Origin of the sequence: Photobacterium japonica, from assembly GCF_050337005.1 — a bacterium.
GTDB lineage: Bacteria > Pseudomonadota > Gammaproteobacteria > Enterobacterales > Vibrionaceae > Photobacterium > Photobacterium japonica.
Window position 1 is genome coordinate 13,783 of the sequence record NZ_JAKJSN010000015.1, and the last position, 24,082, is coordinate 37,864.

21 protein-coding genes are annotated in these 24,082 nt (G+C 51.8%); 9 read left to right on the forward strand and 12 right to left on the reverse strand.

What is annotated here, in order from left to right:
- Positions 1-22: 22 nt before the first annotated feature.
- Both L4C36_RS06380 and L4C36_RS06385 read left to right on the forward strand, forming a co-directional pair.
- Complete coding sequence (locus tag L4C36_RS06380; RefSeq protein WP_428476960.1) at positions 23-2,881, forward strand: valine--tRNA ligase; 2,859 nt, start codon at positions 23-25, stop codon at positions 2,879-2,881.
- A 297-nt stretch (positions 2,882-3,178) separates the two neighbouring features.
- Entirely contained in the window at positions 3,179-3,613 is a 435-nt protein-coding gene (locus tag L4C36_RS06385; protein WP_428476961.1) for a DUF2061 domain-containing protein, read from the forward strand.
- Between the two features lie 73 nt (positions 3,614-3,686).
- Here L4C36_RS06385 and L4C36_RS06390 read toward each other — a convergent pair whose 3' ends face one another.
- Together L4C36_RS06390 and L4C36_RS06395 are read right to left on the reverse strand one after the other, a co-directional pair.
- A complete protein-coding gene (locus L4C36_RS06390; RefSeq protein ID WP_428476962.1) occupies positions 3,687-4,703 on the reverse strand; it encodes a M48 family metallopeptidase in 1,017 nt (338 codons plus the stop codon).
- On the reverse strand, positions 4,700-5,842 hold the full coding sequence (locus L4C36_RS06395; RefSeq protein ID WP_428476963.1) for a YjgN family protein: 1,143 nt from the start codon (positions 5,840-5,842) through the stop codon (positions 4,700-4,702). The genes L4C36_RS06390 and L4C36_RS06395 overlap by 4 nt, the downstream gene beginning before the upstream one ends.
- 192 nt (positions 5,843-6,034) lie before the next feature.
- Between L4C36_RS06395 and L4C36_RS06400 the strand changes: the two genes are divergently transcribed.
- Complete coding sequence (locus L4C36_RS06400) at positions 6,035-6,940, forward strand: bifunctional helix-turn-helix transcriptional regulator/GNAT family N-acetyltransferase (RefSeq protein WP_428476964.1); 906 nt, start codon at positions 6,035-6,037, stop codon at positions 6,938-6,940.
- A 111-nt stretch (positions 6,941-7,051) separates the two neighbouring features.
- On the opposite strand, the gene rraB is transcribed toward L4C36_RS06400, so the two are convergent.
- Positions 7,052-7,453 carry a ribonuclease E inhibitor RraB gene (gene rraB / locus L4C36_RS06405; protein WP_428476965.1) on the reverse strand — a complete coding sequence of 134 codons (402 nt, stop codon included), beginning with the start codon at positions 7,451-7,453 and terminating at the stop codon, positions 7,052-7,054.
- 287 nt (positions 7,454-7,740) lie between these two features.
- Between rraB and L4C36_RS06410 the strand changes: the two genes are divergently transcribed.
- From L4C36_RS06410 to L4C36_RS06430, 5 genes are all read left to right on the forward strand, one after another.
- Entirely contained in the window at positions 7,741-8,751 is a 1,011-nt protein-coding gene (locus L4C36_RS06410) for an ornithine carbamoyltransferase (protein ID WP_428476966.1), read from the forward strand.
- 285 nt (positions 8,752-9,036) lie between these two features.
- A complete protein-coding gene (gene pyrB, locus L4C36_RS06415) occupies positions 9,037-9,966 on the forward strand; it encodes an aspartate carbamoyltransferase (protein ID WP_428476967.1) in 930 nt (309 codons plus the stop codon).
- Between the two features lie 18 nt (positions 9,967-9,984).
- Positions 9,985-10,449 carry an aspartate carbamoyltransferase regulatory subunit gene (gene pyrI, locus L4C36_RS06420; RefSeq protein ID WP_428476968.1) on the forward strand — a complete coding sequence of 155 codons (465 nt, stop codon included), beginning with the start codon at positions 9,985-9,987 and terminating at the stop codon, positions 10,447-10,449.
- A gap of 289 nt (positions 10,450-10,738) precedes the next feature.
- Positions 10,739-11,662 (forward strand): S1 family serine peptidase, encoded by a 924-nt coding sequence (locus L4C36_RS06425; protein WP_428476969.1) that lies wholly within the window; start codon positions 10,739-10,741, stop codon positions 11,660-11,662.
- Between the two features lie 246 nt (positions 11,663-11,908).
- The gene (locus tag L4C36_RS06430; protein ID WP_428476970.1) at positions 11,909-12,295 is read left to right on the forward strand and encodes a Rid family detoxifying hydrolase; all 387 of its coding nucleotides are present in this window, start codon (positions 11,909-11,911) and stop codon (positions 12,293-12,295) included.
- An 87-nt stretch (positions 12,296-12,382) separates the two neighbouring features.
- Here the strand turns inward: L4C36_RS06430 and idi are convergent, their stop codons facing one another.
- The 8 genes from idi to nudF all read right to left on the reverse strand — a co-directional run bounded on the left by idi (position 12,383) and on the right by nudF (position 20,853).
- The gene (gene idi, locus L4C36_RS06435) at positions 12,383-12,913 is read right to left on the reverse strand and encodes an isopentenyl-diphosphate Delta-isomerase (RefSeq protein WP_428477060.1); all 531 of its coding nucleotides are present in this window, start codon (positions 12,911-12,913) and stop codon (positions 12,383-12,385) included.
- A gap of 86 nt (positions 12,914-12,999) precedes the next feature.
- The gene (locus L4C36_RS06440; protein WP_428476971.1) at positions 13,000-13,725 is read right to left on the reverse strand and encodes a 1-acylglycerol-3-phosphate O-acyltransferase; all 726 of its coding nucleotides are present in this window, start codon (positions 13,723-13,725) and stop codon (positions 13,000-13,002) included.
- Positions 13,726-13,925: 200 nt separating this feature from the next.
- The gene (gene parC / locus L4C36_RS06445; protein ID WP_428476972.1) at positions 13,926-16,190 is read right to left on the reverse strand and encodes a DNA topoisomerase IV subunit A; all 2,265 of its coding nucleotides are present in this window, start codon (positions 16,188-16,190) and stop codon (positions 13,926-13,928) included.
- Positions 16,191-16,328: 138 nt separating this feature from the next.
- Positions 16,329-18,212 carry a DNA topoisomerase IV subunit B gene (gene parE / locus L4C36_RS06450; protein ID WP_428476973.1) on the reverse strand — a complete coding sequence of 628 codons (1,884 nt, stop codon included), beginning with the start codon at positions 18,210-18,212 and terminating at the stop codon, positions 16,329-16,331.
- Positions 18,213-18,329: 117 nt separating this feature from the next.
- On the reverse strand, positions 18,330-18,908 hold the full coding sequence (yqiA, locus tag L4C36_RS06455) for an esterase YqiA (protein WP_428476974.1): 579 nt from the start codon (positions 18,906-18,908) through the stop codon (positions 18,330-18,332).
- The gene (cpdA, locus tag L4C36_RS06460) at positions 18,909-19,733 is read right to left on the reverse strand and encodes a 3',5'-cyclic-AMP phosphodiesterase (RefSeq protein WP_428476975.1); all 825 of its coding nucleotides are present in this window, start codon (positions 19,731-19,733) and stop codon (positions 18,909-18,911) included.
- A 26-nt stretch (positions 19,734-19,759) separates the two neighbouring features.
- Entirely contained in the window at positions 19,760-20,197 is a 438-nt protein-coding gene (locus L4C36_RS06465) for a DUF1249 family protein (protein WP_428476976.1), read from the reverse strand.
- A 20-nt stretch (positions 20,198-20,217) separates the two neighbouring features.
- Positions 20,218-20,853: an ADP-ribose diphosphatase gene (nudF, locus tag L4C36_RS06470; RefSeq protein WP_428476977.1), complete on the reverse strand. Its 636-nt coding sequence runs from the start codon at positions 20,851-20,853 to the stop codon at positions 20,218-20,220.
- 281 nt (positions 20,854-21,134) lie between these two features.
- Between nudF and tolC the strand changes: the two genes are divergently transcribed.
- A complete protein-coding gene (tolC, locus tag L4C36_RS06475) occupies positions 21,135-22,424 on the forward strand; it encodes an outer membrane channel protein TolC (RefSeq protein ID WP_428476978.1) in 1,290 nt (429 codons plus the stop codon).
- A 95-nt stretch (positions 22,425-22,519) separates the two neighbouring features.
- On the opposite strand, the gene hldE is transcribed toward tolC, so the two are convergent.
- Positions 22,520-23,953 (reverse strand): bifunctional D-glycero-beta-D-manno-heptose-7-phosphate kinase/D-glycero-beta-D-manno-heptose 1-phosphate adenylyltransferase HldE, encoded by a 1,434-nt coding sequence (gene hldE / locus L4C36_RS06480; RefSeq protein WP_428476979.1) that lies wholly within the window; start codon positions 23,951-23,953, stop codon positions 22,520-22,522.
- Positions 23,954-24,082 lie beyond the last annotated feature (129 nt).

A 24,082-nucleotide genomic window follows, 5' to 3' on the forward strand; every position in this document is an offset into this window, starting at 1 on the left:
CAAAGATCCTTCTAAGAGCGCTATGGACAAGACATACAACCCAACTTCAATTGAACAGGCGCTATACCAGCGCTGGGAAGAGGCTGGCTACTTCAAGCCTCACGGTGATACCACTAAAGCTGCTTACAGCATTATGATCCCACCACCAAACGTCACAGGCAGCCTGCACATGGGCCACGCGTTCCAGGATACCATCATGGATACCCTGATCCGCTGCGAGCGCATGAAAGGCAAGAACACCCTATGGCAGGTCGGTACTGACCACGCGGGTATCGCAACGCAGATGGTTGTGGAACGTAAAATTGCTGCTGAAGAAGGCAAAACCAAGCACGACTACGGCCGTGATGCGTTCATCGACAAGATCTGGGAATGGAAAGCGGAATCTGGCGGTACGATCACCAAGCAGCTACGTCGCCTTGGCGCATCCGTAGACTGGGAGCGTGAACGCTTCACCATGGATGACGGTCTGTCTAACGCGGTACAAGAAGTGTTTGTACGCTTGTACGAAGACGATCTTATCTACCGTGGTAAGCGCTTGGTTAACTGGGATCCAAAACTGCACACTGCGATCTCTGACCTTGAAGTCGAGAACAAAGACACCAAAGGCCACATGTGGCACTTCCGCTACCCACTCGCTGATGGCGTGAAAACCGCAGACGGTAAAGACTACATCGTGGTAGCCACGACGCGTCCTGAAACCATGCTGGGTGATACCGGTGTGGCTGTTAACCCAGAAGATCCGCGTTACATGGATCTGATCGGTAAAGAAATCATCCTGCCGCTTGTTGGCCGTCGCATCCTTATCGTGGGCGATGAGCACGCGGACATGGAAAAAGGCACAGGTTGTGTAAAAATCACGCCTGCGCACGACTTCAATGACTATGAAGTCGGCAAACGCCACAGCCTACCGATGATCAACATTCTGACGTTTGACGCGAACATCCGCGACACGGCAGAAGTGTTCAACACCAACGGCGAAGCTGCTGACGTATACAGCGCTGAACTGCCTGCACAATTCCACGGTATGGAACGTTTTGCGGCACGTAAAGCGATCGTGGCAGAATTTGACGCTCTGGGTCTACTAGAAGAAATCAAAGATCACGACCTACAGGTACCTTACGGTGACCGTGGTGGCGTGGTGATCGAACCGATGCTGACTGACCAGTGGTACGTACGTACTGCACCGCTAGCAAAAACAGCGGTTGAAGCGGTTGAGAACGGCGACATTCAGTTTGTGCCTAAGCAATACGAAAACATGTACTTCTCTTGGATGCGTGACGTTCAAGACTGGTGTATTTCTCGTCAGCTATGGTGGGGTCACCGCATCCCAGCTTGGTACGACAACGATGGCAACGTCTACGTTGGCCGTACTGAAGAAGAAGTACGTGCAAACAACAACCTTGCCCCTGTTGTCGTACTAAACCAAGACAATGACGTACTGGATACGTGGTTCTCTTCGGCGCTGTGGACGTTCGGTACACAAGGCTGGCCTGAGCAAACTGATGATCTGAAAACCTTCCACCCGTCTGATGTACTGGTTACCGGTTTTGACATCATCTTCTTCTGGGTTGCCCGCATGATCATGATGACCATGCACTTCTGTAAAGATGAAAACGGCAAGCCACAAGTCCCATTCAAGACGGTTTACGTAACGGGCCTGATCCGTGACGAAAACGGCGACAAAATGTCGAAGTCTAAGGGTAACGTTCTTGACCCAATCGACATGATTGACGGTATCGACCTTGAGTCTCTGGTTGAGAAGCGTTGTGGTAACATGATGCAGCCTCAGCTTGCCGCGAAGATTGAGAAGAACACCCGTAAGACATTTGAAGACGGTATCGAACCTTACGGTACGGATGCCCTACGTTTCACCCTAGCAGCGATGGCTTCAACAGGCCGTGACATTAACTGGGACATGAAGCGTCTGGAAGGTTACCGTAACTTCTGTAACAAGCTATGGAATGCTAGCCGTTACGTGATGATGAACGCCGAAGAAAAAGATTGCGGCTTCAACGGTGGCGACATCGAGTACTCACTGGCGGACAAGTGGATCGAGTCTCAGTTTGAATTGACAGCGAAAGCGTTCAACAACCATATCGACAACTTCCGTCTAGATATGGCTGCGAACACCCTGTACGAATTCATCTGGAACCAATTCTGTGACTGGTACCTAGAACTGACGAAGCCAGTACTATGGAAAGGCACAGAAGCGCAACAGCGTGGTACGCGTCGTACATTGATCACTGTGCTTGAGAAGACACTGCGTCTTGCTCACCCTGTGATCCCTTACATCACTGAAACCATCTGGCAGAGCATCAAGCCATTGGTTGACGGTGTGGAAGGCGAGACCATCATGCTGCAGGCGCTGCCTCAGTTTGATGAAGCGAACTTCAACCAAGACGCGCTTGATGACATTGAGTGGGTGAAAGCCTTCATCACTAGCATCCGTAACCTACGTGCTGAATACGACATCAACCCAGGTAAACCACTGGATGTGATGCTAAAAGCAGCCAATGAGAAAGATGCCGCACGTCTTGAAGCGAACAAGCAAGTACTGATGTCTCTGGCGAAGCTAGAATCCGTACGCGTATTGGCGGACGGCGAAGAGACACCTGCATGTGCAACGGCACTTGTGGCGAAATCTGAGCTGATGATCCCAATGGCAGGCTTGATCGACAAAGATGCAGAGCTAGCGCGTCTGGCGAAAGAAATCACCAAAACAGAAGGTGAGATCAAGCGTATCGAAGGCAAGCTAGGCAACGAAGGTTTCGTCGCTAAAGCCCCTGAAATCGTTATCGCAAAAGAACGTGAGAAGCTTGACGGCTACAAAGAAACCTTAGTGAAACTGGCTGAGCAACAAGCGACTATCGCTGCACTGTAAGTCTCACGCGTTTCGTACGCTGACACACACTAAATAAAAAAGGTTGGTCTTCGGGCCAACCTTTTTTGTTTTCTACACTCTGCCCAGCCTTCTCTCACCATCACTTTCTCTGACTTTTCCCCTTTCTCTTTTATGTGTCGTTAACGTCATCTCTCTTCTGTCTGTTTGATAGTTTTCACCTATCAAACTAATCCCTACAACCCACTAGCTTAAATGAGAGTAATTCTCAATAATGTATTCATCGAAACAGGACACACCAACGACACATTCAACCATCGCCTTAAAGGGGACATCATCATGAAAAAGACACTGACCTTTGCTGCACTCCATTTCACCATTGCGTTTAGTGTCGCTTACATGCTGACTGGTGACCTGCTTATCGGTAGCTTGATTGCGATGATTGAGCCTTCCGTTAACACTGTGGCGTTCTATTTCCATGAGAAAGCATGGGCATCCGTTCCTGCATTGAAAGCCCGTCAAACCCAAACCCAATGGAAAACCGCTAGCTTTGCCACCGTCCATTTCACGGTCGCCTTCAGTGTGGTCTACCTATTAACGGGGGATGCCTTTATCGGTGGGGTGATGGCAATGTTAGAACCCGCATTGAACAGTGTGGCTTACTACTTCCACGAGAAAGTCTGGCTGCGTCATAGCAACACAGAACACACTCGCACCGCTGAACACACCGTGCACAATACGACGCCAAACTTCTGTCTACACCAACACGCGTAATACAGTCTGAAAAATAAAAAAGGGAGCCATAACGAAATGGCTCCCCCCCTTTTGGTTTATTCATCACACGATATTAGCGTGCCAGCGCCTCTATCCGCTCTGCTAATCCCGGATGCGTACTCAGCCATTGTGGGATAGTCTCGTCGTCTTCGTCTTCCGCGCTGTCGAGCAAGGCTTGAAACATCGCCTGCATAGGGGCAACGCTGCCGTACAGTTGCTGCATGTGCTCAGCGGCGTACGCATCGGCTTCTTCTTCCGCCGAGCGTGAGAAGCCTTGTGATATAACAAATACCCCCGCCCCACTGAGTGTATCAATCACGCCACCACTCTCTCCGGTGATCGCCATCATCGTGACTGACAACAACGCCGAGCGCACCAAGGCGACCATCACATGCTCATGCTGCACGTGCCCCAACTCGTGCAGTAAGATACCCGCGAGTTGCTCGGGCGTTTCCGCCATGGTGACTAAGCTATCGAGCACAATCACAGTGCCGTCACTCAACGCCATCGCATTCGGTCCCTGATCCCATGAGCGAAACAACAACCGCGGCGGCATCGGGAACGGGCCCAATGCCGCCTGCAAGGCATCAAACTGCGCTAACACGACTTGCTGTTTCTCTACACTCAACGTCGACGGAGACAAAAAGTGGGTATCGAGTGTGTCGAGTACCTGCTCACCCACATGTTGTGTAATGGGGGTAGGCACTACCACGACCAAGGCCCGCGATAGCCACGGGATACCATGGGTAAAAAACGCCACACACAACAGCACCGTGACGACCACACTCACCCCAATCATCGGGGTATGACGCTCTAAGCGGTGTAAGCGACGACCGAAGCTGCCGCGCGTATGCCCCGCAAAAGCGTGAGAGAGTGACGCTGCATCTTCTGGCATGAACAAGGTGCCATCAGGCAAGGTCACCTTCATCGGCACATTGCCCAGCGGCGGACTGATTATGATCTCGTCCATAGGGAGCATTTGCACACGTTCGTCCGACACAAAATGCACCTGCCCATCCGGCAACACGGTCAGTGTTGCCGGCTGTTTTTCAGCACGACAAGGGGGATAACAAATCCCGTGACTGATCATCCAATACCTATATCAAGATCAAAGGCATTGGCCATTTCATCCCCTAGCGCCGAGTCATCGCTATAGTCTTCTCCGTGCGCCGTGAGCTGCGACATATCCCCATACACGGCCGTGGTATCGGCCACATAACGGGCACTGCGTACCATCACCCATGGACGAGCAAAACCCAAAGTGATCACAGCCAAGAAGAAGTTGGTCAAATGCAACCACACCAAGCTGCCTGCCGTCATCCGCGATCCCAAACCGTATGGCGGCTCACCATCAGTGCTGATCTGCGAAAAGACATAATTCCGAATACGCGCATGGACAAACCCGCTGACCACCAGCATCGCCACAAACATGCCGATGTAGATGAAAAAACCAGCGAACATCATGGCGGCAATACCCACTGCCGTCGGATCTGTCGCCAGCAATGGCAAAGACGAGATCCCCACAACAAGGCTGATCACCAGCACCATCAATAGGCTAATCCCCCCGCCTAACAGCCCCGCTAACAAATACGTTTTCACGTATTCTTTGGTCATCAGCACGGCATTAAAGCGGCGATGACCGTAGCAGTAACCGTTAGCAAAATACGACGAGATACGCATACCGACCCACGCATACGCCACAAACGCCAGAGCGGCCACACCCAAGCCAAGCAGTCCGCCAACAATACTCGAAAAACCACTTATCACACGCGACAATGTGGCGCACACAGAAATCACCGCGAACGCAGCGATCGGCCCGCCCAGAAACACGATATAGGCATCTTTCAACGTCCCCACAAAATTAAACCGCACATTGCGGTAGCTCGTCATTCTCGCGTCAAAACGGGTATTGCTGTACACCAACCATGGCATGATGGCCATAAACAGCACAAACAAGATACCGGTCACCGTGGGAGACAACTTGGAAGAAAACAACCAGATCCACACGCACACAATGGCAACGATCCGCCCTTTTAAAATCTGAACCGGATCACCATGGTAATCAAACCGATCACCCGCGAGATCCGTATTGCCATAAAAATACTTCTTCGTGCGCACTTTCGCCCATGCGGAGTAGATCCCCAGCGTCACCACACTCAAAAGAATATTCACTATCCATATGCCAAAAAATTCCCCACCCCGACCATAAAACCGGATCTGATTTTCCATGTTTAACATCCTTGTTAATCTGCCATTTTTATCCTGTGGCATAGCATAATCCACGCCATTCATTGCATATATTTTAACCAAGCGGAGTGCGACTAACTTCACAAGGATTTCGCATTCTTTTCCCGTTGAGATTGACGCCAAAGAAGGGTTCCTTGCATAGTAGGGAAATATTCCTATCACACAGACACGCCCATGGATGCCTCCACCCTGCGTCAACAGTCCCGTTTACTCATTCGTCAGTTGGGCATGCTCGACAGCCAATGCGGGCAAATGGATCTCACCCCTGTCGAAGCACATACGTTAATCGAACTCGGCACGCAGCCTTTTTGTGCTCATGACATGGCAATACAGTTGCGGATCGACCAACCTCGTGCCAGCCGCACACTGGCTATTTTGCTCAATCAGGGCTTAGTCTGCACGGCAGCACACCCGGCCGATCCTCACCGCCAATGCTACCAACTCACGCTGGCTGGCCAGCACAAATTGACGATGCTTCACCAGCAGCTCAATCAGCAAGTTGACGATTTTCTCGATCAATTAGACAGTGATGAAATCACCCAACTGGGTACCAGCCTGAACCTATATATCAAGGCCATGCAAGTTACCAAGGTGCAACAAGGCTATACGTTCCGCCAGCTGACCCCACAAGATAACGCCGCCATGGCAGCAGTGGTACGCCGCGTGTCGGCGGAATTTGGTCTCACACCCGATAAAGGGTATGGCGTGGCCGATCCCACGCTCGATTGCCTCAGTGACGTGTATGCCAGCAACGAGTGTGCCTATTGGGTCATCGAAAAAAATAACCGCATTCTCGGCGGCGGTGGGATCGCCCCGTTGATCGGTGAGCCGGGGGTGTGTGAATTGCAAAAGATGTATTTCCTTCCCGAACTGCGTGGCAAAGGGTTTGCCCGTCGCTTAACCGCCACCGCACTCAAGTTTGCTCGTGCACAAGGCTTTGATGCCTGCTATTTAGAAACCACGGCCTGTTTACACGCGGCGCTGCGCGTCTATGAAGGGATGGGGTTTGCGCCGCTCCCCCACGCGCTAGGCACCACGGGGCACGATGCGTGTGAGATCCGCTTGTTGAAAGCCCTCTAACACCATAACAACGCCATTTTCTCCCCATGAATAGGCACGAATAACAGGCACAAAAAAAGCTGCCAATAGGCAGCTTTTTGCATCGATACGGGAAGATCGTCAAACGGGAAATTACTCCTCGTCGTCCTCATCATCTTCATCTTCGTCTTCATCAGACTCGAAGTACGTACCCCAACCATCGTAGTCGATGTTGTGCTTGTCAGCGAGAGCGATCAGCTTTTCAGCTTGCTCATCAATCACTTCTGCATTCAATGCTGATTCCATTACAGCATCGAAGCACACGATTTTACCGCCACCTTCTTCCGGTAACAGTTCAAGCTCTTCCGCTTCTAATACTTCAAAGCCCATCTTGAAAGCTTCAACTGCCGCAGCTTCTAGCTCTTCAAAGGTATCGGCTGAAAAGTGATGCTCAATCGTGTAAAGGGCATCTGGCTCACTGCCATCTTCAAGCAACGCTTCGATAATCTCGCGCGTTTCTTCCTTCTGCTCTGCAATCAGTTCTGCATAAGACATGGGGTAACTCCAACTGTGGAATAAATTCGATCGCAAATATCGCATGGATTGCCCAGAATTGCCATGTCAATTTTAGCCCTTTTCACACGCATTTATTGCGGCTTACACCGGCTTTTCCTCGCTGCTCCCCGCGCAATATCAATATATACTTGCAATAATAAAGAATAGTTATTCACTTTTTAGCAAAAATACGCTAACAATAGACCATAACATCAACAAACGGCCTTACCCATTGGGACAGATGGCCGTTTGCGAACTAGAGAGACACGATCAAAAAGGATGACATCATGGCTTTTAACCTACGTAACCGTAACTTCCTAAAATTGCTCGACTTCACCCCCCGTGAAATTCATCACTTACTGTCTCTGTCAGCCGAGCTGAAGAAAGCCAAATACAATGGTTATGAGCAACCGCGCCTCACCGGTAAAAACATCGCCCTGATCTTTGAGAAAAGCTCCACCCGCACCCGCTGTGCCTTTGAAGTGGCGGCCTTTGATCAAGGGGCGCGCGTGTCCTACCTCGGCCCCTCGGGTTCCCAGATCGGCCATAAAGAATCCATGAAAGACACCGCTCGCGTACTCGGTCGCATGTACGATGGCATTGAATACCGTGGGTTTGGTCAAGCCGTGGTGGAAGAGCTGGGCGCGTATGCAGGGGTACCGGTGTGGAACGGGCTTACCGATGAATTTCATCCGACCCAAATTCTGGCGGATTTCCTCACCATGCAAGAGCACGGACGAGGCAAGCAACTGCACGACATGACCTTTGCCTACCTTGGCGATGCCCGCAACAACATGGGCAACTCATTAATGGTCGGCGCGGCGAAAATGGGCATGGACATTCGTCTTGTCGCCCCACAAGCCTTCTGGCCGGAGGCCGAACTGGTCGCGCAATGCCAAGCCATCGCCGAAGAAACCGGGGCCAAAATCACTCTGACGGAAAATGTGGAAGAAGGCGTGAAAGGGTGTGACTTCCTCTATACCGATGTGTGGGTCTCGATGGGCGAAGCCAAAGAAGCATGGGATGAACGCATTAACCTGATGCTGCCGTATCAAGTCAACATGGCAATGCTCAAAGCCACCGGTAACCCACAGGTCAAATTCATGCACTGCCTGCCCGCTTTCCACGGCGAAGACACCACCATAGGTAAAGAGCTGGCGCAAACCTACCCCGTATTAGCCAACGGCGTAGAAGTGACGGATGAAGTGATTGAGTCGTCGCACTCGATTGTCTTTGATGAAGCCGAAAACCGCATGCACACCATCAAAGCGGTGATGGTCGCGACGCTCGGTCAGTAAACCAAACCTGGTATGAGGCTGCGTAAGATTTGTCTGCGCAAACGCTTGCGGTAACAAAAAATGGGGGTATAATCCTTCGCAATTTGTCTAAAGAGAAAGAGAAAATGCGCCCATTGGTTATCAACACCTTGATGCTATCTCGTCGCTGCGCGGCGGCGGTGCCATTTTTTGTTTTTCTTATTATTCGTAAAAAGAGCCTCCTTTTCTAAGGAGGCTTTTTTTTGCCTGTCCCCAAGGGGAAAGCAGGCGTGTATCATCATCGTGATTGTAGAGGGAAGAGAAGCCATGGCGAATCCGCTGTTTCAAAAGCACATTATTTCCATCCCGGAGCTAAGCCGTAGTGATCTTGAACTGGTCGTCGAAACGGCCGGCAAGTTAAAAGCCGATCCAAATCCAACACTGTTGAAAAACAAAGTGGTTGCGAGTTGCTTCTTTGAACCATCCACCCGTACCCGTTTGTCGTTTGAAACCGCGGTACAGCGTCTGGGTGGCACCGTGATCGGCTTTGATAGCCCAGGAAACACGTCACTGGCGAACAAAGGTGAAACCCTGTCGGATTCCATTCAGGTGATCTCATCGTATGTGGATGCGTTCGTGATGCGCCACCCTCGTGAAGGGGCGGCACGTTTAGCCTCTGAATTCTCTCACGGTGTACCTGTCGTCAATGCGGGTGACGGTGCAAACCAGCACCCGACACAAACCTTGTTGGATCTGTTCACCATCTACGAAACACAAGGCCGTCTGGATAACCTGAACGTGGCATTTGTTGGCGACCTGAAATACGGCCGTACCGTGCATTCCTTAACTCAGGCCCTGTCGAAATTCAACAACATCACATTTTACTTCATCGCGCCGGAAGCCCTGGCGATGCCAGATTACATCTGCGAAGAATTGGACGAAGCCGGTATCGCTTACAGCCTGCACAGCGACATGGAAGAAGTGATCCCTGAGCTGGATATTCTGTACATGACCCGCGTACAGAAAGAGCGCTTTGATGAATCTGAATACGTACACATGAAAGCGGCCTACATTCTAACCGCCTGCATGCTAACCGACGCCCGTACTAATCTGAAAGTGCTTCACCCGCTGCCGCGTATTGATGAGATCACGGTCGATGTGGATCATACCCCGCATGCCTACTACTTCCAGCAAGCCGGTAACGGGGTATATGCCCGTGAAGCCCTGTTGGCCTTGGTCCTGAACGAAGAACTTTAAGCCGGAGAGACGATACCCATGACAAAAGAAACCCAACTTCAGGTCGAAGCGATCAAAAACGGTACCGTGATCGACCACATTCCGGCAAACATCGGCATCAAAGTGTTGAAGCTGTTCAAAATGCACACCACGCAAGAGCGTGTCACCATTGGTTTGAACCTGCCGTCGTCACTGCAAGGCCGCAAAGATCTGATCAAAATTGAAAACACCTTCATCACTGAAGATCAGGCAAACCAACTGGCTCTGTATGCCCCGAAAGCCACCGTTAACCAGATCGAAAACTACGAAGTGGTAAAGAAACTGGCGTTATCACTACCAAGCCAGATCCGTGCCATTTTCAAGTGCCCGAACAGCAACTGTATCTCACACGGTGAGCCAGTCGACAGCAGCTTTATGGTGATCACCAAGCGTGATGACATTCAGCTTAAGTGTAAATACTGTGAGAAAGTATTCTCACGTGAAGTCGTGACCGAGCACATCTAAGACAAGCGCCAGCAGGCAAGCCTGTCTTAACTAAGCGGTTTTCCGCTTCTTAGCTAAGAAAGCCGACTCAACCTTGAGTCGGCTTTCTTATTCTCATTTCTAACGCGCCTTTCCCCTCCCCCCGCCCACTACCTTGAAAAAGAACCCGCCGTCGAAGGGCTAACGCTCACCACATGACGGCCCGTTGCTTCTTCATCACAACAATAAAAACAAGGTCAGTGGCATGCCGTTTTCTTTCTTTCGCACAATGCGATCTGCTTTTCATGATATTCATCGGGGGACTCGTCCGTTGCGGTCGCCCCTTCCCACCCTGTTACTCGTCAGCAGTGCTTGGCTGTGTGGCTGCATTGCCAGTAACGGCACCATTGAATCGGCGGCGCCGAACAGTGCCAATAAAATGGTGGTGATTGGTGTTCCGCTATTGTTAGGGGGCTTTGGCTCGGCCGTGCCAGTCAATGATCGCTACCTGATCACCGCGAAACATGTCGCCCAACTGTCGTGGGATGTGGGGATCATTTACCACCCGGATTGTGACTTAGCTTTGGTGCCTCGCGTTTCTAACAGCGTGCCGCGCTGGGGGTTGATTTACCCTGACCAATCCGTGAAGCACTTGGGGCATTCGCTGTTGGGTAACAGCATTCGGGGGGAAGGCAAATACTTGCAAGATGTGATTGATACCAACACCCGCTGTCTCTACTCCTTGAGCGATGCACCGGTGATGTCAGGCATGAGCGGTGGGCCTGTTTTCAATGCGGATGGCGAAATCGCCGGGATCACCATCGCCATTGTGCACAACCCCGAAGATTTACGTAACCTGCGCCCGGCCGCCCGTTACAGTCAGTTTCTGCCTGCGCCGCTCATTTTCGATTGGCTGGCGGCCTTAGGCATTGCCCCCAGCGAGGCAAGCCCAGCACTGCGTCAGGCGCAAGTCTCGGAGTATGTAACCCGCTTAAACCGCACCTCTCTCGCGCCAACCATGCCCGCTCAAAGCACACAGGTTCCGTCGGCAACGTCTGCCTCGCGGGCTGAAAGCACTACCCGTGCCGATAGCAACCACGCCAACAATACAGCCCGAACAAGCCATCTGTTTGCCTCGGATAGCCGAGCGTCATCCGCCGACGATGGCTCATCCACCGCTCACGATGCCTCCCTTGATCCTTCATCATCCACAAGCAAAGCATCCCCCCATCTTCACCAACACATGTGGTTCTAACCCCAAAATAGATCAGGCTAACCCACAGGGGTTAACCCATAAAACTGGTGATATATGCTACCAAGGAGAATTTGGCGTCAACAATGCCCTTCCATTGTCGAAATAAAGTGATAAAGATATTGCTTATGAGAGGTTCACACGGTGCCGCTCAGAAAACCCTTTGACCTTGATTGCATTGAGTAGCACACTAGCCTTCTCTGATTTTCAAACCCTGATTTACAAACTCTGATAAAGAAAGGATAAGCAATGACTCAAGTACTTCACACCGAGCAAGCACCTGCCGCAATTGGTCCTTATGTACAAGGTGTTGATCTTGGTAACATGGTACTGACTTCTGGTCAGATCCCAGTGAACCCACAAACGGGTGAAGTGGCTGATGATATCGCCGCGCAAGCACGCCAATCACTTGAAAACGTGAAGGCGGTGGTTGAGTCTTCTGGCCTGAAAGTGGCTGATATTGTAAAAATGACGGTATTCGTGAAAGATCTTAACGACTTCGCGACCGTTAACGAGGTATACGGCGCATTCTTTGATGAGCACAACGCCCCTTACCCTGCACGTTCTTGCGTAGAAGTGTCTCGCCTACCAAAAGACGTGAAAATCGAAATCGAAGCGATCGCTGTTCGCAAATAAGGCTGTTGCCTAACGCGTCCCTCGACCACAAAAAAAGCTGCCCATGGCAGCTTTTTTTATGACGTTTATTTCCGTGTTCGCTATCGCTTAACGCGCCGCCAACACCATCACCAACACTTGCGGAAACCACGCCGTAAACAGTGCAGGCTCTGCCGCCATCGCTTGTTGCAACTCGGCTTGTGGCCACCAGCGGTACGCCATCACTTCATCAGGATTGGGTACCACAGACACCGTCGAAGCGTCTGCCACCAGCACATGATCGAGCTCATGTTCAATCAGATCATTATCCAGCTCTGCCCGATAAATAAAGTGACCCATGTCGGTCAATGTGGTGACACCCGCTATCCCCATTTCTTCAGCTAACCGACGGATCCCCGCCTGCGCCAGCGTTTCATTCTGACGCGGGTGTGAGCAGCACGTATTAGTCCACAACCCGCCGCTATGGTATTTCCCCATCGCACGCTGTTGCAGTAAATATTCCCGTCCTGCGATGCCTTCTCGGTACAGCAACACTGAAAAAGCCAGATGCAGCGCCCCATCACGGTGGGCTTGCATTTTTTCCTGCATGCCCACAGCATGGCCGTGCACATCCACTAAAATTACGTGTTCTTCACTCATGCCTTCTACCACTACCCAATAAAAAAGGACATGCCATGACATGTCCTTATGGTACTTCACTCAGGCAACATCCTGGGCGGAGCGACTCAGTTTGCTGAACGGCTGGCCGCTTCGGCATTCAGTTCATTCAGCTTCTGCTCCATGATGGCACGACTACGGTTGGACAGCTCACGCACATCTTCCTTCGTCATACCTTCCGTTGATAACGGGGGCATGATTTCAACAATCACCACACCGTTATTCCAACGATTAAGTTTAACACCTTCGGTGCTGCTACACACAATCGGAACTACCGGCACTTGCGCACCAATGGCGGCATGGAACGCACCGGTTTTGAACGGCAACAAACCACGGCCGCGAGAGCGTGTGCCTTCAGGGAACATCCACACGGACACGTTGCGTGATTTGATCTTGTCCACGACCTGACCAATGGTACCCACCGCTTTGGTACGGTTTGCACGGTCAATCAAAATGTTACCGGTCAGCCAGTACAACTGACCAAATAACGGCAACCACACCAAGCTTTTCTTACCGACCGTCACGGTACGCGGCATCACCGCCCCTGATACGGTGAACAAGTCAAAGTTGTTTTGGTGGTTAGCGATGTACACACTCGGCCCGACTTTATCGGCACCCGGTGCGTAACGAAATTCCAGCGTGATCCCAAAAATACGGGACATTTTGCTGAACAGACGACCAAACGTATGAACGTGTTTGGGATTACGTGGACTCAGCAGGCAATAGCCACAGCCGAACACGAACATTAAAACGGCAAAAATCGCGACAGCGATCATGCGCAAAATAAAAATCATTGACTACTCCTCGGCGTACAAGCGTTCGCTAGTATACTCACGCAGCGGGAAAAAACACCCTTTATGTCGACAAATAAGACCACCTTGCTCACGCCTGTGATCATCGGTGCAACGTCCCGTCTTCATCGTCATTCCCACCGTGGATAAGAAAGACAAAAGCCCTCTAAAACAGAGGGCTTTGACAGGATCGAAGAACGCCGTTATTCCACGGTCGGCTCTGATGCGTCATCGAGTTCCAAGCGTGTGACGCGCTGCAAACCACGTGGCAACAAGGCCCCGCGTCGGCCGCGTTCACCACGGAAGTTCTCCAAGTCTGACGGCTTGAGACCCAACTTACGCTTACCGGCATGCAACGTAATGTGGCTGCCTTGTGGCAACACCGCCAAGTAAGACAAGAACTCTTCGCGGGCTTTTGATCGCGCCGCCGGAATGTTAATGATCTTGTTCCCTTTACCCTTACCGAGTTGCGGCAAGTCTTTGATCGGGAACAGCAACATACGGCCTTCGTTGGTAATGGCCAGAATTTCATCATTGTCCAAATCGGCAATGCGCTGCGGTGACATCACCGTGGCATTTTCCGGTACCGTCAGCAAGGCTTTACCGTTTTTGTTCTTCGAGACCATGTCGGTCCCTTTACAGATAAAGCCGTAACCCGCATCGGAGCCCATTAGCCACAACTGATCATCTTCTGACATCATGACCTGACGCATGCTGGTACCCGGCGTCAAATTCAAGCGACCGGTGACCGGTTCGCCTTGACTACGTGCTGATGGCAGGCTGTGTGATTCCAGCGCATAACTGCGGCCGTCAGATCCCAAGAAGATCGCCGGCTGATTACTCTTACCGCGTGCGTGGGCCAAATAGTTGTCCCCCGACTTATAGCTCAAGGTCGACGGGTCAACCTCGTGGCCTTTGGCGTGACGAACCCAGCCTTTTTCTGACAATACCACGGTGATCGCTTCTGACGGGATCAACTCGCGCTCTGTCAGGGCTTTGGCTTCTTCACGCTCAACCAATGGCGAACGACGATCATCGCCGTATTTCTCGGCGTCGGCCAAAATTTCTTTCTTGATCAGGGTATTCAAACGACGCTCTGAACCCAGGAGTTTTTCTAGCTGATCACGCTCTTTTGCCAGTTCGTCTTGCTCACCGCGAATTTTAAACTCTTCCAGCTTCGCCAACTGACGCAGCTTGATTTCCAAGATAGCGTCAGCTTGAATGGCGCTCAGGTCAAAACGTGACATCAACTCGGCTTTCGGATCGTCCTCGGTACGGATGATCTCAATCACTTCATCAATGTTCAGGTAAGCGGCCAGCAAACCTTCCAAGATATGCAGACGCGCAGTCACTTTGTCCAAACGGTACTGCAAACGACGGCGAACGGTGTCACGGCGGAACACCAACCATTCGTTCAAGATCTCCACCAAACCTTTCACTTCTGGGCGACCATCCAGGCCCAGCATGTTCAGGTTCACGCGGAAGCTTTTTTCCAGATCCGTCGACGCAAACAGGTGATTCATCAACTGTTCGCTATCAATACGGTTAGAACGCGGGACAATCACGATACGGGTCGGGTTTTCATGATCCGACTCATCACGTAAGTCTTCGACCATTGGCAGCTTTTTCGCGCGCATCTGCGCGGCAATTTGCTCCAACAATTTTGAGCCCGACACTTGATGCGGCAAGGCCGTGATCACGATGTCGCCGTTTTCTTTATGCCATACCGCACGCATGCGAATGCTGCCTCGCCCCGAGCGGTAGACCTTCTTAATGTCCACTTTAGAGGTGATGATTTCGGCTTCTGTCGGGTAGTCTGGTCCCTGGACAAAACCCATTACCTCATCGAGATCGGCTTTCGGGTGTTCAAGCAAATGCACGGCGGCATTGGCCACTTCACGGACATTGTGCGGCGGAATATCCGTCGCCATACCCACGGCAATACCGGTGATACCATTGAGCAAAATGTGCGGCAAACGCGCCGGCATCATTTTTGGCTCTTTCATGGTGCCATCGAAGTTCTGACCCCAATCAACAGTGCCTTGACCCAATTCGTTCAGTAATATTTCCGAAAAACGGGACAAGCGCGATTCGGTATAACGCATTGCGGCGAACGATTTCGGATCATCCGGTGCACCCCAGTTACCCTGACCATCCACCAACGGGTAGCGGTAAGAGAACGGCTGCGCCATCAGTACCATGGCTTCATAACACGCAGAGTCACCGTGTGGGTGGTATTTACCCAACACGTCACCCACGGTACGGGCGGATTTCTTGTATTTCGCAGTTGCTGACAAGCCCAGTTCTGACATCGCATAAATAATACGACGCTGTACTGGCTTGAGGCCATCACCGATAAACGGCAAGGCACGATCCATGATCACGTACATGGAATAATTCAGATAAGCATCTTCGGTAAACTTCCGTAGCGGAAGCTGCTCGACGCCATCCATTGAGACATCAGTCATCGTTGGGTATTCCGTTTCATCTTGCTCGGTGCAGGCCGGCTTATTGCGCCCACCTGCCCATGATTTTGATTGCGATAGACGCACACATCAGGCTGTCACGCAACGCGCGCGTAAACGCGATCACGTGACGTCCCACGGTTACATGTCCGCTTTGTCGCCTTTGCTCTGCAACCAATGACGACGATCTTCTGCGCGCTTTTTGCCCAATAGCATGTCCATCATTTCATTGGTCTGGCTATCGTCATCGATCGTCAACTGCACCAAACGGCGCGTGTTCGGATCCATCGTGGTTTCACGCAGCTGCAGCGGGTTCATTTCACCCAGCCCTTTGAATCGCTGCACGTTCACTTTGCCACGTTTGCCACTCAAGCGCACCAGTACCCCTTCTTTCTCGGCGTCATCCAAGGCGTAATACACCTCTTTGCCCAAGTCGATACGGTACAACGGCGGCATCGCGATATACACGTGACCGGCACGCACCAAGGCTTCAAAGTGCTTCATGAACAAGGCACACAGCAGGGTCGCGATGTGTAGACCATCGGAGTCCGCATCGGCAAGGACACAGATTTTACCGTAGCGCAGGCCGCTCAAATCGTCGCTGTCAGGATCAATCCCCAAGGCCACAGAAATGTCGTGCACTTCTTGTGACGCCAATACCTGATCGGCAGAAACTTCCCACGTGTTCAAGATCTTACCGCGCAACGGCATGATCGCTTGGAACATACGATCACGGGCCTGCTTGGCCGAGCCCCCTGCCGAGTCCCCTTCCACCAAGAAAAGTTCGGTGCGGTTCAAGTCTTGCTGCGAACAGTCCGCCAATTTACCCGGCAGTGCTGGGCCTGAGGCGATTTTCTTACGCACCACTTTTTTGCTGGCACGCAAACGGCGGTGGGCGTTGGCAATACACACCTCGGCCAATTGCTCAGCCAATTGCGGACGCTCGTTCAGCCACAAGCTGAAGGCATCTTTCACTACGCCGGACACAAACGCCGCACACTGGCGCGACGATAAACGTTCTTTGGTCTGACCGGCAAACTGCGGATCCTGCATTTTCACCGACAGCACGTACGCACACCGTTCCCAGATGTCATCGGCCGTCAGTTTCACGCCACGTGGCAACAGGTTACGGAATTCACAGAATTCACGCATCGCATCAAGCAAGCCCTGACGTAAACCGTTGACATGGGTACCGCCTTGCGCGGTTGGGATCAAGTTAACGTAACTCTCACCCACCAACTCGCCCCCTTCCGGCAACCACAACAGCGCCCAATCAGCCGCTTCTGTCTGGCCGCTGAATGCACCGGTGAACGGGTCTTCCGGTAACAGGGTGTAACCTCTGACACCCTCTAACAGGTAGTCTTTCAGGCCATCGTCATAACACCAAGTCAGGGTTTCATTGCTGTTTTTGTCGGTAAAGACAATTTCCAGCCCTGGGCACAGTACGGCTTTGGCTTTCAGGTTGCTCTTTAGGCGTGATACGGAGAATTTCGGGCTGTCAAAGTACTTGGGATCCGGCCAAAAGTGCACACTCGTGCCTTTTGCGCGGCGGCCACAGGTGCCAATGACTTCCAATTCGGAGACTTTATCGCCATGTTCAAAGGCGATTTGATAAATTTGGCCATCGCGTTTTACCGTGACTTCAACACGGGTCGACAGGGCGTTCACGACCGAGATCCCTACCCCGTGCAAACCACCCGAGAACTGGTAGTTTTTGCCCGAGAATTTACCCCCGGCATGCAGTTTACACAGGATCAATTCGACCCCGGACACGCCTTCTTCTGGGTGGATATCAACCGGCATACCCCGGCCATCATCAATCACTTCAAGGGATTGGTCCGTATGGAGAATGACTTCAACTTTACGGGCATGGCCAGCCAAGGCTTCATCGACACTGTTATCGATGACTTCTTGGCCAAGGTGGTTTGGCCGAACCGTGTCGGTATACATACCCGGACGGCGGCGGACTGGCTCAAGGCCATTTAGAACCTCAATGGCTCCAGCGTTATAGCTTTGCTCTGTCATAATTACGGAAAGTACGGAATGTTTTTGTCACAATAGTCAGTAACCCCCACTTGGTTGTCAAGCGAGGGTCGAGAATGCGGCCCACTGTCGTGAGTCGAGCTTGATCAAAAAAGGGCGTTAAAGCCCTAAAAAATCGATGATTTGTGCTGGGTAGCGGTCAAAACCGATAAAACTGTGATCGCCATCAGGTTCAATATTTGACCGGCAAGTCGCGTACTTCTGCACCGCTTGGCGATAGTCTAAGACTTCATCCCCTTCCTGTTGTAACAGCCATAGCTGCTCAGGGTAAGCGATGTGAGTCACGTCAAGTTGGCGCAAGGCATCCATGTGATGCGGGGCTAACCAGTAGCGCTCACCCGTGTACGGGTTTTCCTGCTCACCCAAGTAGTCTTGCAGTAATTCATACGGTTTTACGGCCGGATTCACTAATACCGCCGGCAATTGGTAACGCGCATTAAGCCAGGTGGATAAGTATCCGCCAAGCGAACTGCCGACCAATCCAATGCGGTATTCTCCCGCCAATGACGTCACTAACTCATCCAGAAACGCAGCCGCGTCAGCGGGATAACACGGGATCTGCGGGGCTTCAACCCGAATGTCCGGTCGCACGCGTTGGCAATAGTCGGCCATCAATGTGGCTTTCAGCGACTTCGGTGAGCTGTTAAACCCATGGATATAGAGTAGCAACGGTTTCATTTAATATCCTGCAGCATCAAAATGCGGTGTGAAAGCGTGCCCTTCTAAGCGCTGCACGTGCGTCTCCAACTCGCCATTGGCCTTGAGGGTCAGTAATCGCCAACCGGGGTTTTTCTGATCCAAGGCAAAGTCATGGGAATCGGGCTGGAACTGAATACACGTTGACGGCGTGGCTAACACGCGGACACCCTGATGGTAACGATCCAATTCTTGGTGAATGTGGCCACATAATACGGCGCGCGCCTGCGGGTGGCGCGCCACGACCTGCCAGAATGCGTCGGCATTGTGCAACTGGTGCTGATCGAGCCATGTACTGCCCGCAGGCAACGGATGGTGATGGAGCAACACCACGGCATGGCGTTCAGGGTAACGGGTCAGTACCTCATCCAGCATCGCCAGTTGGCTGTCACTGAGCTCACCGTGCGGCACACCCACCACTTGGCTGTCGAGTAAAATGACCTGCCAATGGTCGCCGGCCAAGACATGATGGCACGGTTTGATTTGCGGTGACGGCAACATCGCCTGCATGCTGGGTTGGTAATCGTGGTTACCCGGCAGCCAGAAACACGGCTGCGACCAGCGTGCGATACCCTCGCTAAAGCGCTGATAGGAGGCCTCGGTGTGATCTTGCGAGATGTCGCCCGTGGCAACGATAGCGTCAAACGGGCATGCACTGGCCGCGATCCCATCCAGCACGGCATGGAAACTGTCTTTTGTCGCGACGCCCAGTAAGCTACCGCCATCATTGGCAAATAAGTGGGTGTCGGTAATTTGAAGTAGCACCACGCTAGCGGGGTCCGCCTGTGGCAGCGTGTAGTTCTGCAAAACGTCAAAAACCTTGTTTATCTAAATTAACATACCGACTGTCTGCTGATCCCGTTCTTAAGACAATAGGCTAACCAATCACCCAGAAAACGATTCACTTGATGTTTTTCGTCTTTCTGATGCATACGTAAATTAGGGTAATCATACCGCGCCTTCAAGCGGGAAGTCTGCTGAGCAGAACACACTTCTGCGACCCTTGCATCATGGTACAAGCGAATCGTCATTTTTGGGATCAGGTAATCAGGAACGATCTCGCCTGTCTCGCTCGTGACCAAATCCAGTGTGATCACCGTGGTATAGCGGGTCGATTCTGTCACAGTCAGGTGATATTCCTGATCCAAGACACGGTAAACGCAGCGATCCCCCACCTGATCGCTCTTTGGCAACAAGGGGAGCAATTTCGCATAATTGGTTTCGTAGAGCCGCATGATACCAGCAAAATCAACAGAGTATCGCTTATTCAATCGTTTTCCTTTGGGGTTGTCTAGGCAGGATTGGCTCCTGCTTGCAAACGTGCATAATTCAATTGCAACCATTGTAGCGCAATGATGGATGCCGCATTTTCAATTTTACCCGATTCGACCCACTGATAGGCTTGATCGCGAGACAGAACGTGCACACGAATGTCTTCGCCTTCTTCTGCTAACCCATGAATACCTTTGGCCGTAGTGCTATCGACCCGACCGACAAAGATATCCAAGGTTTCCGAGCAGCCACCCGAGCTGGACAAGTAACGGGTAATTTTATGCAGCTCACTGACCGTGACACCGGCCTCTTCCACCGCTTCACGGCGCACCACCTCTTCCGAGATCTCATCAGTTTCAATGATGCCCGCCACAATTTCCATCTGCCACGGTGAACACTCAGCCGCCAAGGCACCCACACGGAACTGCTCAACCATCACCACACTGTCGGTGATCGGATCATACGGCAATAATGCCGCGGCATGACCGCGTTCAAACAACTCGCGTGTCATTGGCTCGCTCCAGCCCCCGGCAAACAAGCGATGACGAAAACGGTACTGCGCCATGGTAAAAAAGCCTTGGTACAACGGCGTTATCGACAAAACATCGACATCGTCACGGGTAAACTCTGGATGGGATACGTCTGTGTTCACCATGATTTTCCTCTCATTCCCTGCGAAATATGGGCTTCCTTGCTGGAAGGACGGGTTATTTTTTCATCCCTCTTGCCAAGCAGCAATGATTTAATTCAACATTAGTGACAATTATTATGATTTTATTTAAGTCAATTTCAATGGCCGATCGAGTAGAATTCAATTAGCTGCATTAAAAAGATGTAAATTAAAGTAAAATCGTAAATTGATCAGTTTCTGGCAAGGAAACATACGTTAAACTGACTCCTTGCTCTTAATTTTTATCAGGACCAGGAAAGGCATACATGAAAAAATTGCTTCCGCTTATTGTTAGCGTTGCGCTTGGTGGCTTCAGTCACATGGCACTGGCTGATGATCTCGCCGAAATCTATCAACAAGCCAAACAAAATGACCCTCAACTGTTGCGTTCAGCAGCAGATAAAGATGCGGCTTTTGAAGCCATCAATTCAAGCCGAAGTGCCTTGTTGCCACAGATCAATCTGACTGCCGGTTATAACACCTTTTTCCTTGACGGCGATAATGCACCGGATGGATTCAATGGTGGCGTTAACCTGAGCCAAACACTGTACAACCGCACCAGCTGGATCAATCTAGATATCAGTGAAAAAAGAGCGCGTCAAAGTGATGCCTCTTACGCTGCATCCCAGCAAGGTTTGATCCTACAAGTCGCGGATGCATATTTTGCTGTCCTGCGTGCGACCGATGATTTGGCGTTTGTACGCTCAGAAAAAGCCGCGGTCGGCCGTCAATTAGAGCAAACCAAACAACGTTTTGAAGTCGGCTTGTCAGCGATCACTGACGTGCATGACGCTCAAGCTCAGTATGACAGCGTATTGGCCGATGAAATTTTGGCTGAAAATGCACTGACAAACAGCTACGAAGGCCTGCGTGAAATCACCGGTCAAGAGCATCGCGACCTGAGCATTCTCGACACCAACCGTTTTGCCGCTAGCGCGCCACAAACGCAAGTGGTCGATCTGATCAAAAGTGCTGAGCAACAAAACCTCACTTTGCTAACGTCACGCATTTCACAAGACATTGCGCGCGATAACATCTCCGTTGCTCAGTCGGGTCACCTGCCAACCTTGTCGTTCAATGCAGGCTACAACTACGACGAAAAACAAAATGCGGATGACGGTACCATCAATGCGGGCATCCAGTTAGACCTGCCTGTGTACACCGGTGGCCGTACCACGTCAGAAGTGAAGCAAGCACAATACGCCTATGTGTCGGCGAGTGAAGGCTTGGAAGGCGAATACCGTACCGTTGTGAAAGACGTGCGTGCCTTCTACAACAACATTAACGCGTCTATCGGTGCATTGCGTGCTTACCAACAGTCTGTGGTTTCCGCGAAATCTGCACTGGAAGCAACAGAAGCCGGTTTCGATGTGGGTACCCGTACGATCGTTGATGTACTGGACTCGACCCGTCGTTTGTATGATGCCAACCGTCAGCTTGCCAATGCACGCTACGACTACATCATCAGTCAGCTTCAGCTAAAACAGGCGGTCGGCTCACTGAACGAGCAAGACATTCTGGATGTGAATGCAGGTTTGAAAACCGCCAAGAAATAAGCATTAACACCGTGTCGTGACCCATCACAACGCACAAACAAAAACGCCCTCATCATGAGGGCGTTTTTTTATCGTTAATTTAAGGCGCGCGAGGCTTAACCGCGACCACCGCGGATCGCTTCAATGATTTCAGTGGTTGAACAGCCGTCTTCAAAGTTCAGCACCAACACTTGGCCACCAGCAGCAATCACTTCCTGTCCACCGGCAATATCTTCCGGCTTGTAGTCACCGCCTTTCACGAGAATGCTTGGTAACACTTCACTGATCAAACGCTGTGGGGTGTCTTCGCCAAATGGCACCACCCAATCCACGGCGCCTAACCCGGCCAATACCGCCATACGGCGATCTTCCGGGTTCACCGGACGACCAGGGCCTTTTAGCGCCTGTACAGAGCGGTCAGTGTTCACTGCCACAATCAGGCGGTCGCCCAGTTTTGCCGCTTCATTCAAGTACGCCACATGGCCAGCATGCAAAATGTCGAAGCAGCCATTGGTCATGACGACTTTTTCACCGCGAGCACGTGCCGCACGTACTGCATGCTTAAGTTGGGTTTCGTTGATCACACCAAAACCGCTGTCTTGGCTACCGTGGATCGCTTCGGTCAGTTCAATGGTCGACAAGGTCGATGTACCCAACTTACCGACAACGACGCCTGCAGCGGCATTCGCCAGCTTACACGCATCCGACAATGATTTGCCCGCCGCCAGCGAGGCCGCCAGTACCGAAATCACCGTATCACCGGCACCGGTCACGTCATACACTTCTTTGGCCTGCGTGGGCATGTGCAGCGGCGTGCGATTGCCTTTTTGCAGCAAGGTCATGCCTTGCTCACTGCGGGTGACCAGCAGGGCTTCAAAATCAAATTGGTCGATCAAGGCCAAGCCTTTTTCCACCAACTCATCATCGCTACGTACCTTACCGACCACGGTTTCAAACTCCGACAAGTTCGGTGTCAGCAGCGTGGCGCCACGGTAACGGGCAAAGTCCGCGCCTTTCGGATCAACCATGACAGGCAAACCGTGTTCACGCGCCAACTGGATCATGGCTTGTACGTGCTCAAGCGCCCCTTTGGCGTAATCAGACAGTACCACCACCGAGGCTGACGTTAACGCCTGCGCCATACGCGGCAAAATCGTCTCTGCCGGTACATCGTGGAAGCCTTCTTCAAAATCCAGGCGGATCATCTGCTGGCCACGGCTCATCACGCGTAGCTTGGTGATCGTCGGGTAGGCTGCCAAGGTCACGAAATCACACTGCACATCCAGTGAGCTGAGTTTTTCAGTCAGCGCTTTGGCTGGCTCATCAATCCCGGTCAATCCGACAAGGCGCGCATGGCCGCCCAACGTGGCAATGTTCATCGCCACGTTCGCGGCGCCACCCGGACGTTCTTCAACCTGATCAACCTTGACCACGGGTACAGGGGCTTCGGGAGAGATACGGCCCGTCGGCCCATACCAGTAACGATCCAGCATGACGTCACCCACAACCAGCACACCGGCTTGATCGTAATCAGGAAGAGTCAGTTTCATTTTTTTCTCCGGGAATAGAATAACCTTGAAATATTAACACAAAGCCAATTTAGCATGCATCACAGCCGCGATAATTCCTTCCCCTCGCGCCACGTTACAGCTTCCCGTGGCAGTATAGGGCAGGATCCA

Coding starts and splice junctions, on each gene's coding strand:
- L4C36_RS06380 (WP_428476960.1), top strand. CDS start 23: ATGGACAAGACATACAACCCAACTTCAATTGAACAGGCGCTATACCAG.
- L4C36_RS06385 (WP_428476961.1), top strand. CDS start 3,179: ATGAAAAAGACACTGACCTTTGCTGCACTCCATTTCACCATTGCGTTT.
- L4C36_RS06390 (WP_428476962.1), bottom strand. CDS start 4,703: ATGATCAGTCACGGGATTTGTTATCCCCCTTGTCGTGCTGAAAAACAG.
- L4C36_RS06395 (WP_428476963.1), bottom strand. CDS start 5,842: ATGGAAAATCAGATCCGGTTTTATGGTCGGGGTGGGGAATTTTTTGGC.
- L4C36_RS06400 (WP_428476964.1), top strand. CDS start 6,035: ATGGATGCCTCCACCCTGCGTCAACAGTCCCGTTTACTCATTCGTCAG.
- rraB (WP_428476965.1), bottom strand. CDS start 7,453: ATGTCTTATGCAGAACTGATTGCAGAGCAGAAGGAAGAAACGCGCGAG.
- L4C36_RS06410 (WP_428476966.1), top strand. CDS start 7,741: ATGGCTTTTAACCTACGTAACCGTAACTTCCTAAAATTGCTCGACTTC.
- pyrB (WP_428476967.1), top strand. CDS start 9,037: ATGGCGAATCCGCTGTTTCAAAAGCACATTATTTCCATCCCGGAGCTA.
- pyrI (WP_428476968.1), top strand. CDS start 9,985: ATGACAAAAGAAACCCAACTTCAGGTCGAAGCGATCAAAAACGGTACC.
- L4C36_RS06430 (WP_428476970.1), top strand. CDS start 11,909: ATGACTCAAGTACTTCACACCGAGCAAGCACCTGCCGCAATTGGTCCT.
- idi (WP_428477060.1), bottom strand. CDS start 12,913: ATGAGTGAAGAACACGTAATTTTAGTGGATGTGCACGGCCATGCTGTG.
- L4C36_RS06440 (WP_428476971.1), bottom strand. CDS start 13,725: ATGATTTTTATTTTGCGCATGATCGCTGTCGCGATTTTTGCCGTTTTA.
- parC (WP_428476972.1), bottom strand. CDS start 16,190: ATGACTGATGTCTCAATGGATGGCGTCGAGCAGCTTCCGCTACGGAAG.
- parE (WP_428476973.1), bottom strand. CDS start 18,212: ATGACAGAGCAAAGCTATAACGCTGGAGCCATTGAGGTTCTAAATGGC.
- yqiA (WP_428476974.1), bottom strand. CDS start 18,908: ATGAAACCGTTGCTACTCTATATCCATGGGTTTAACAGCTCACCGAAG.
- nudF (WP_428476977.1), bottom strand. CDS start 20,853: ATGGTGAACACAGACGTATCCCATCCAGAGTTTACCCGTGACGATGTC.
- tolC (WP_428476978.1), top strand. CDS start 21,135: ATGAAAAAATTGCTTCCGCTTATTGTTAGCGTTGCGCTTGGTGGCTTC.
- hldE (WP_428476979.1), bottom strand. CDS start 23,953: ATGAAACTGACTCTTCCTGATTACGATCAAGCCGGTGTGCTGGTTGTG.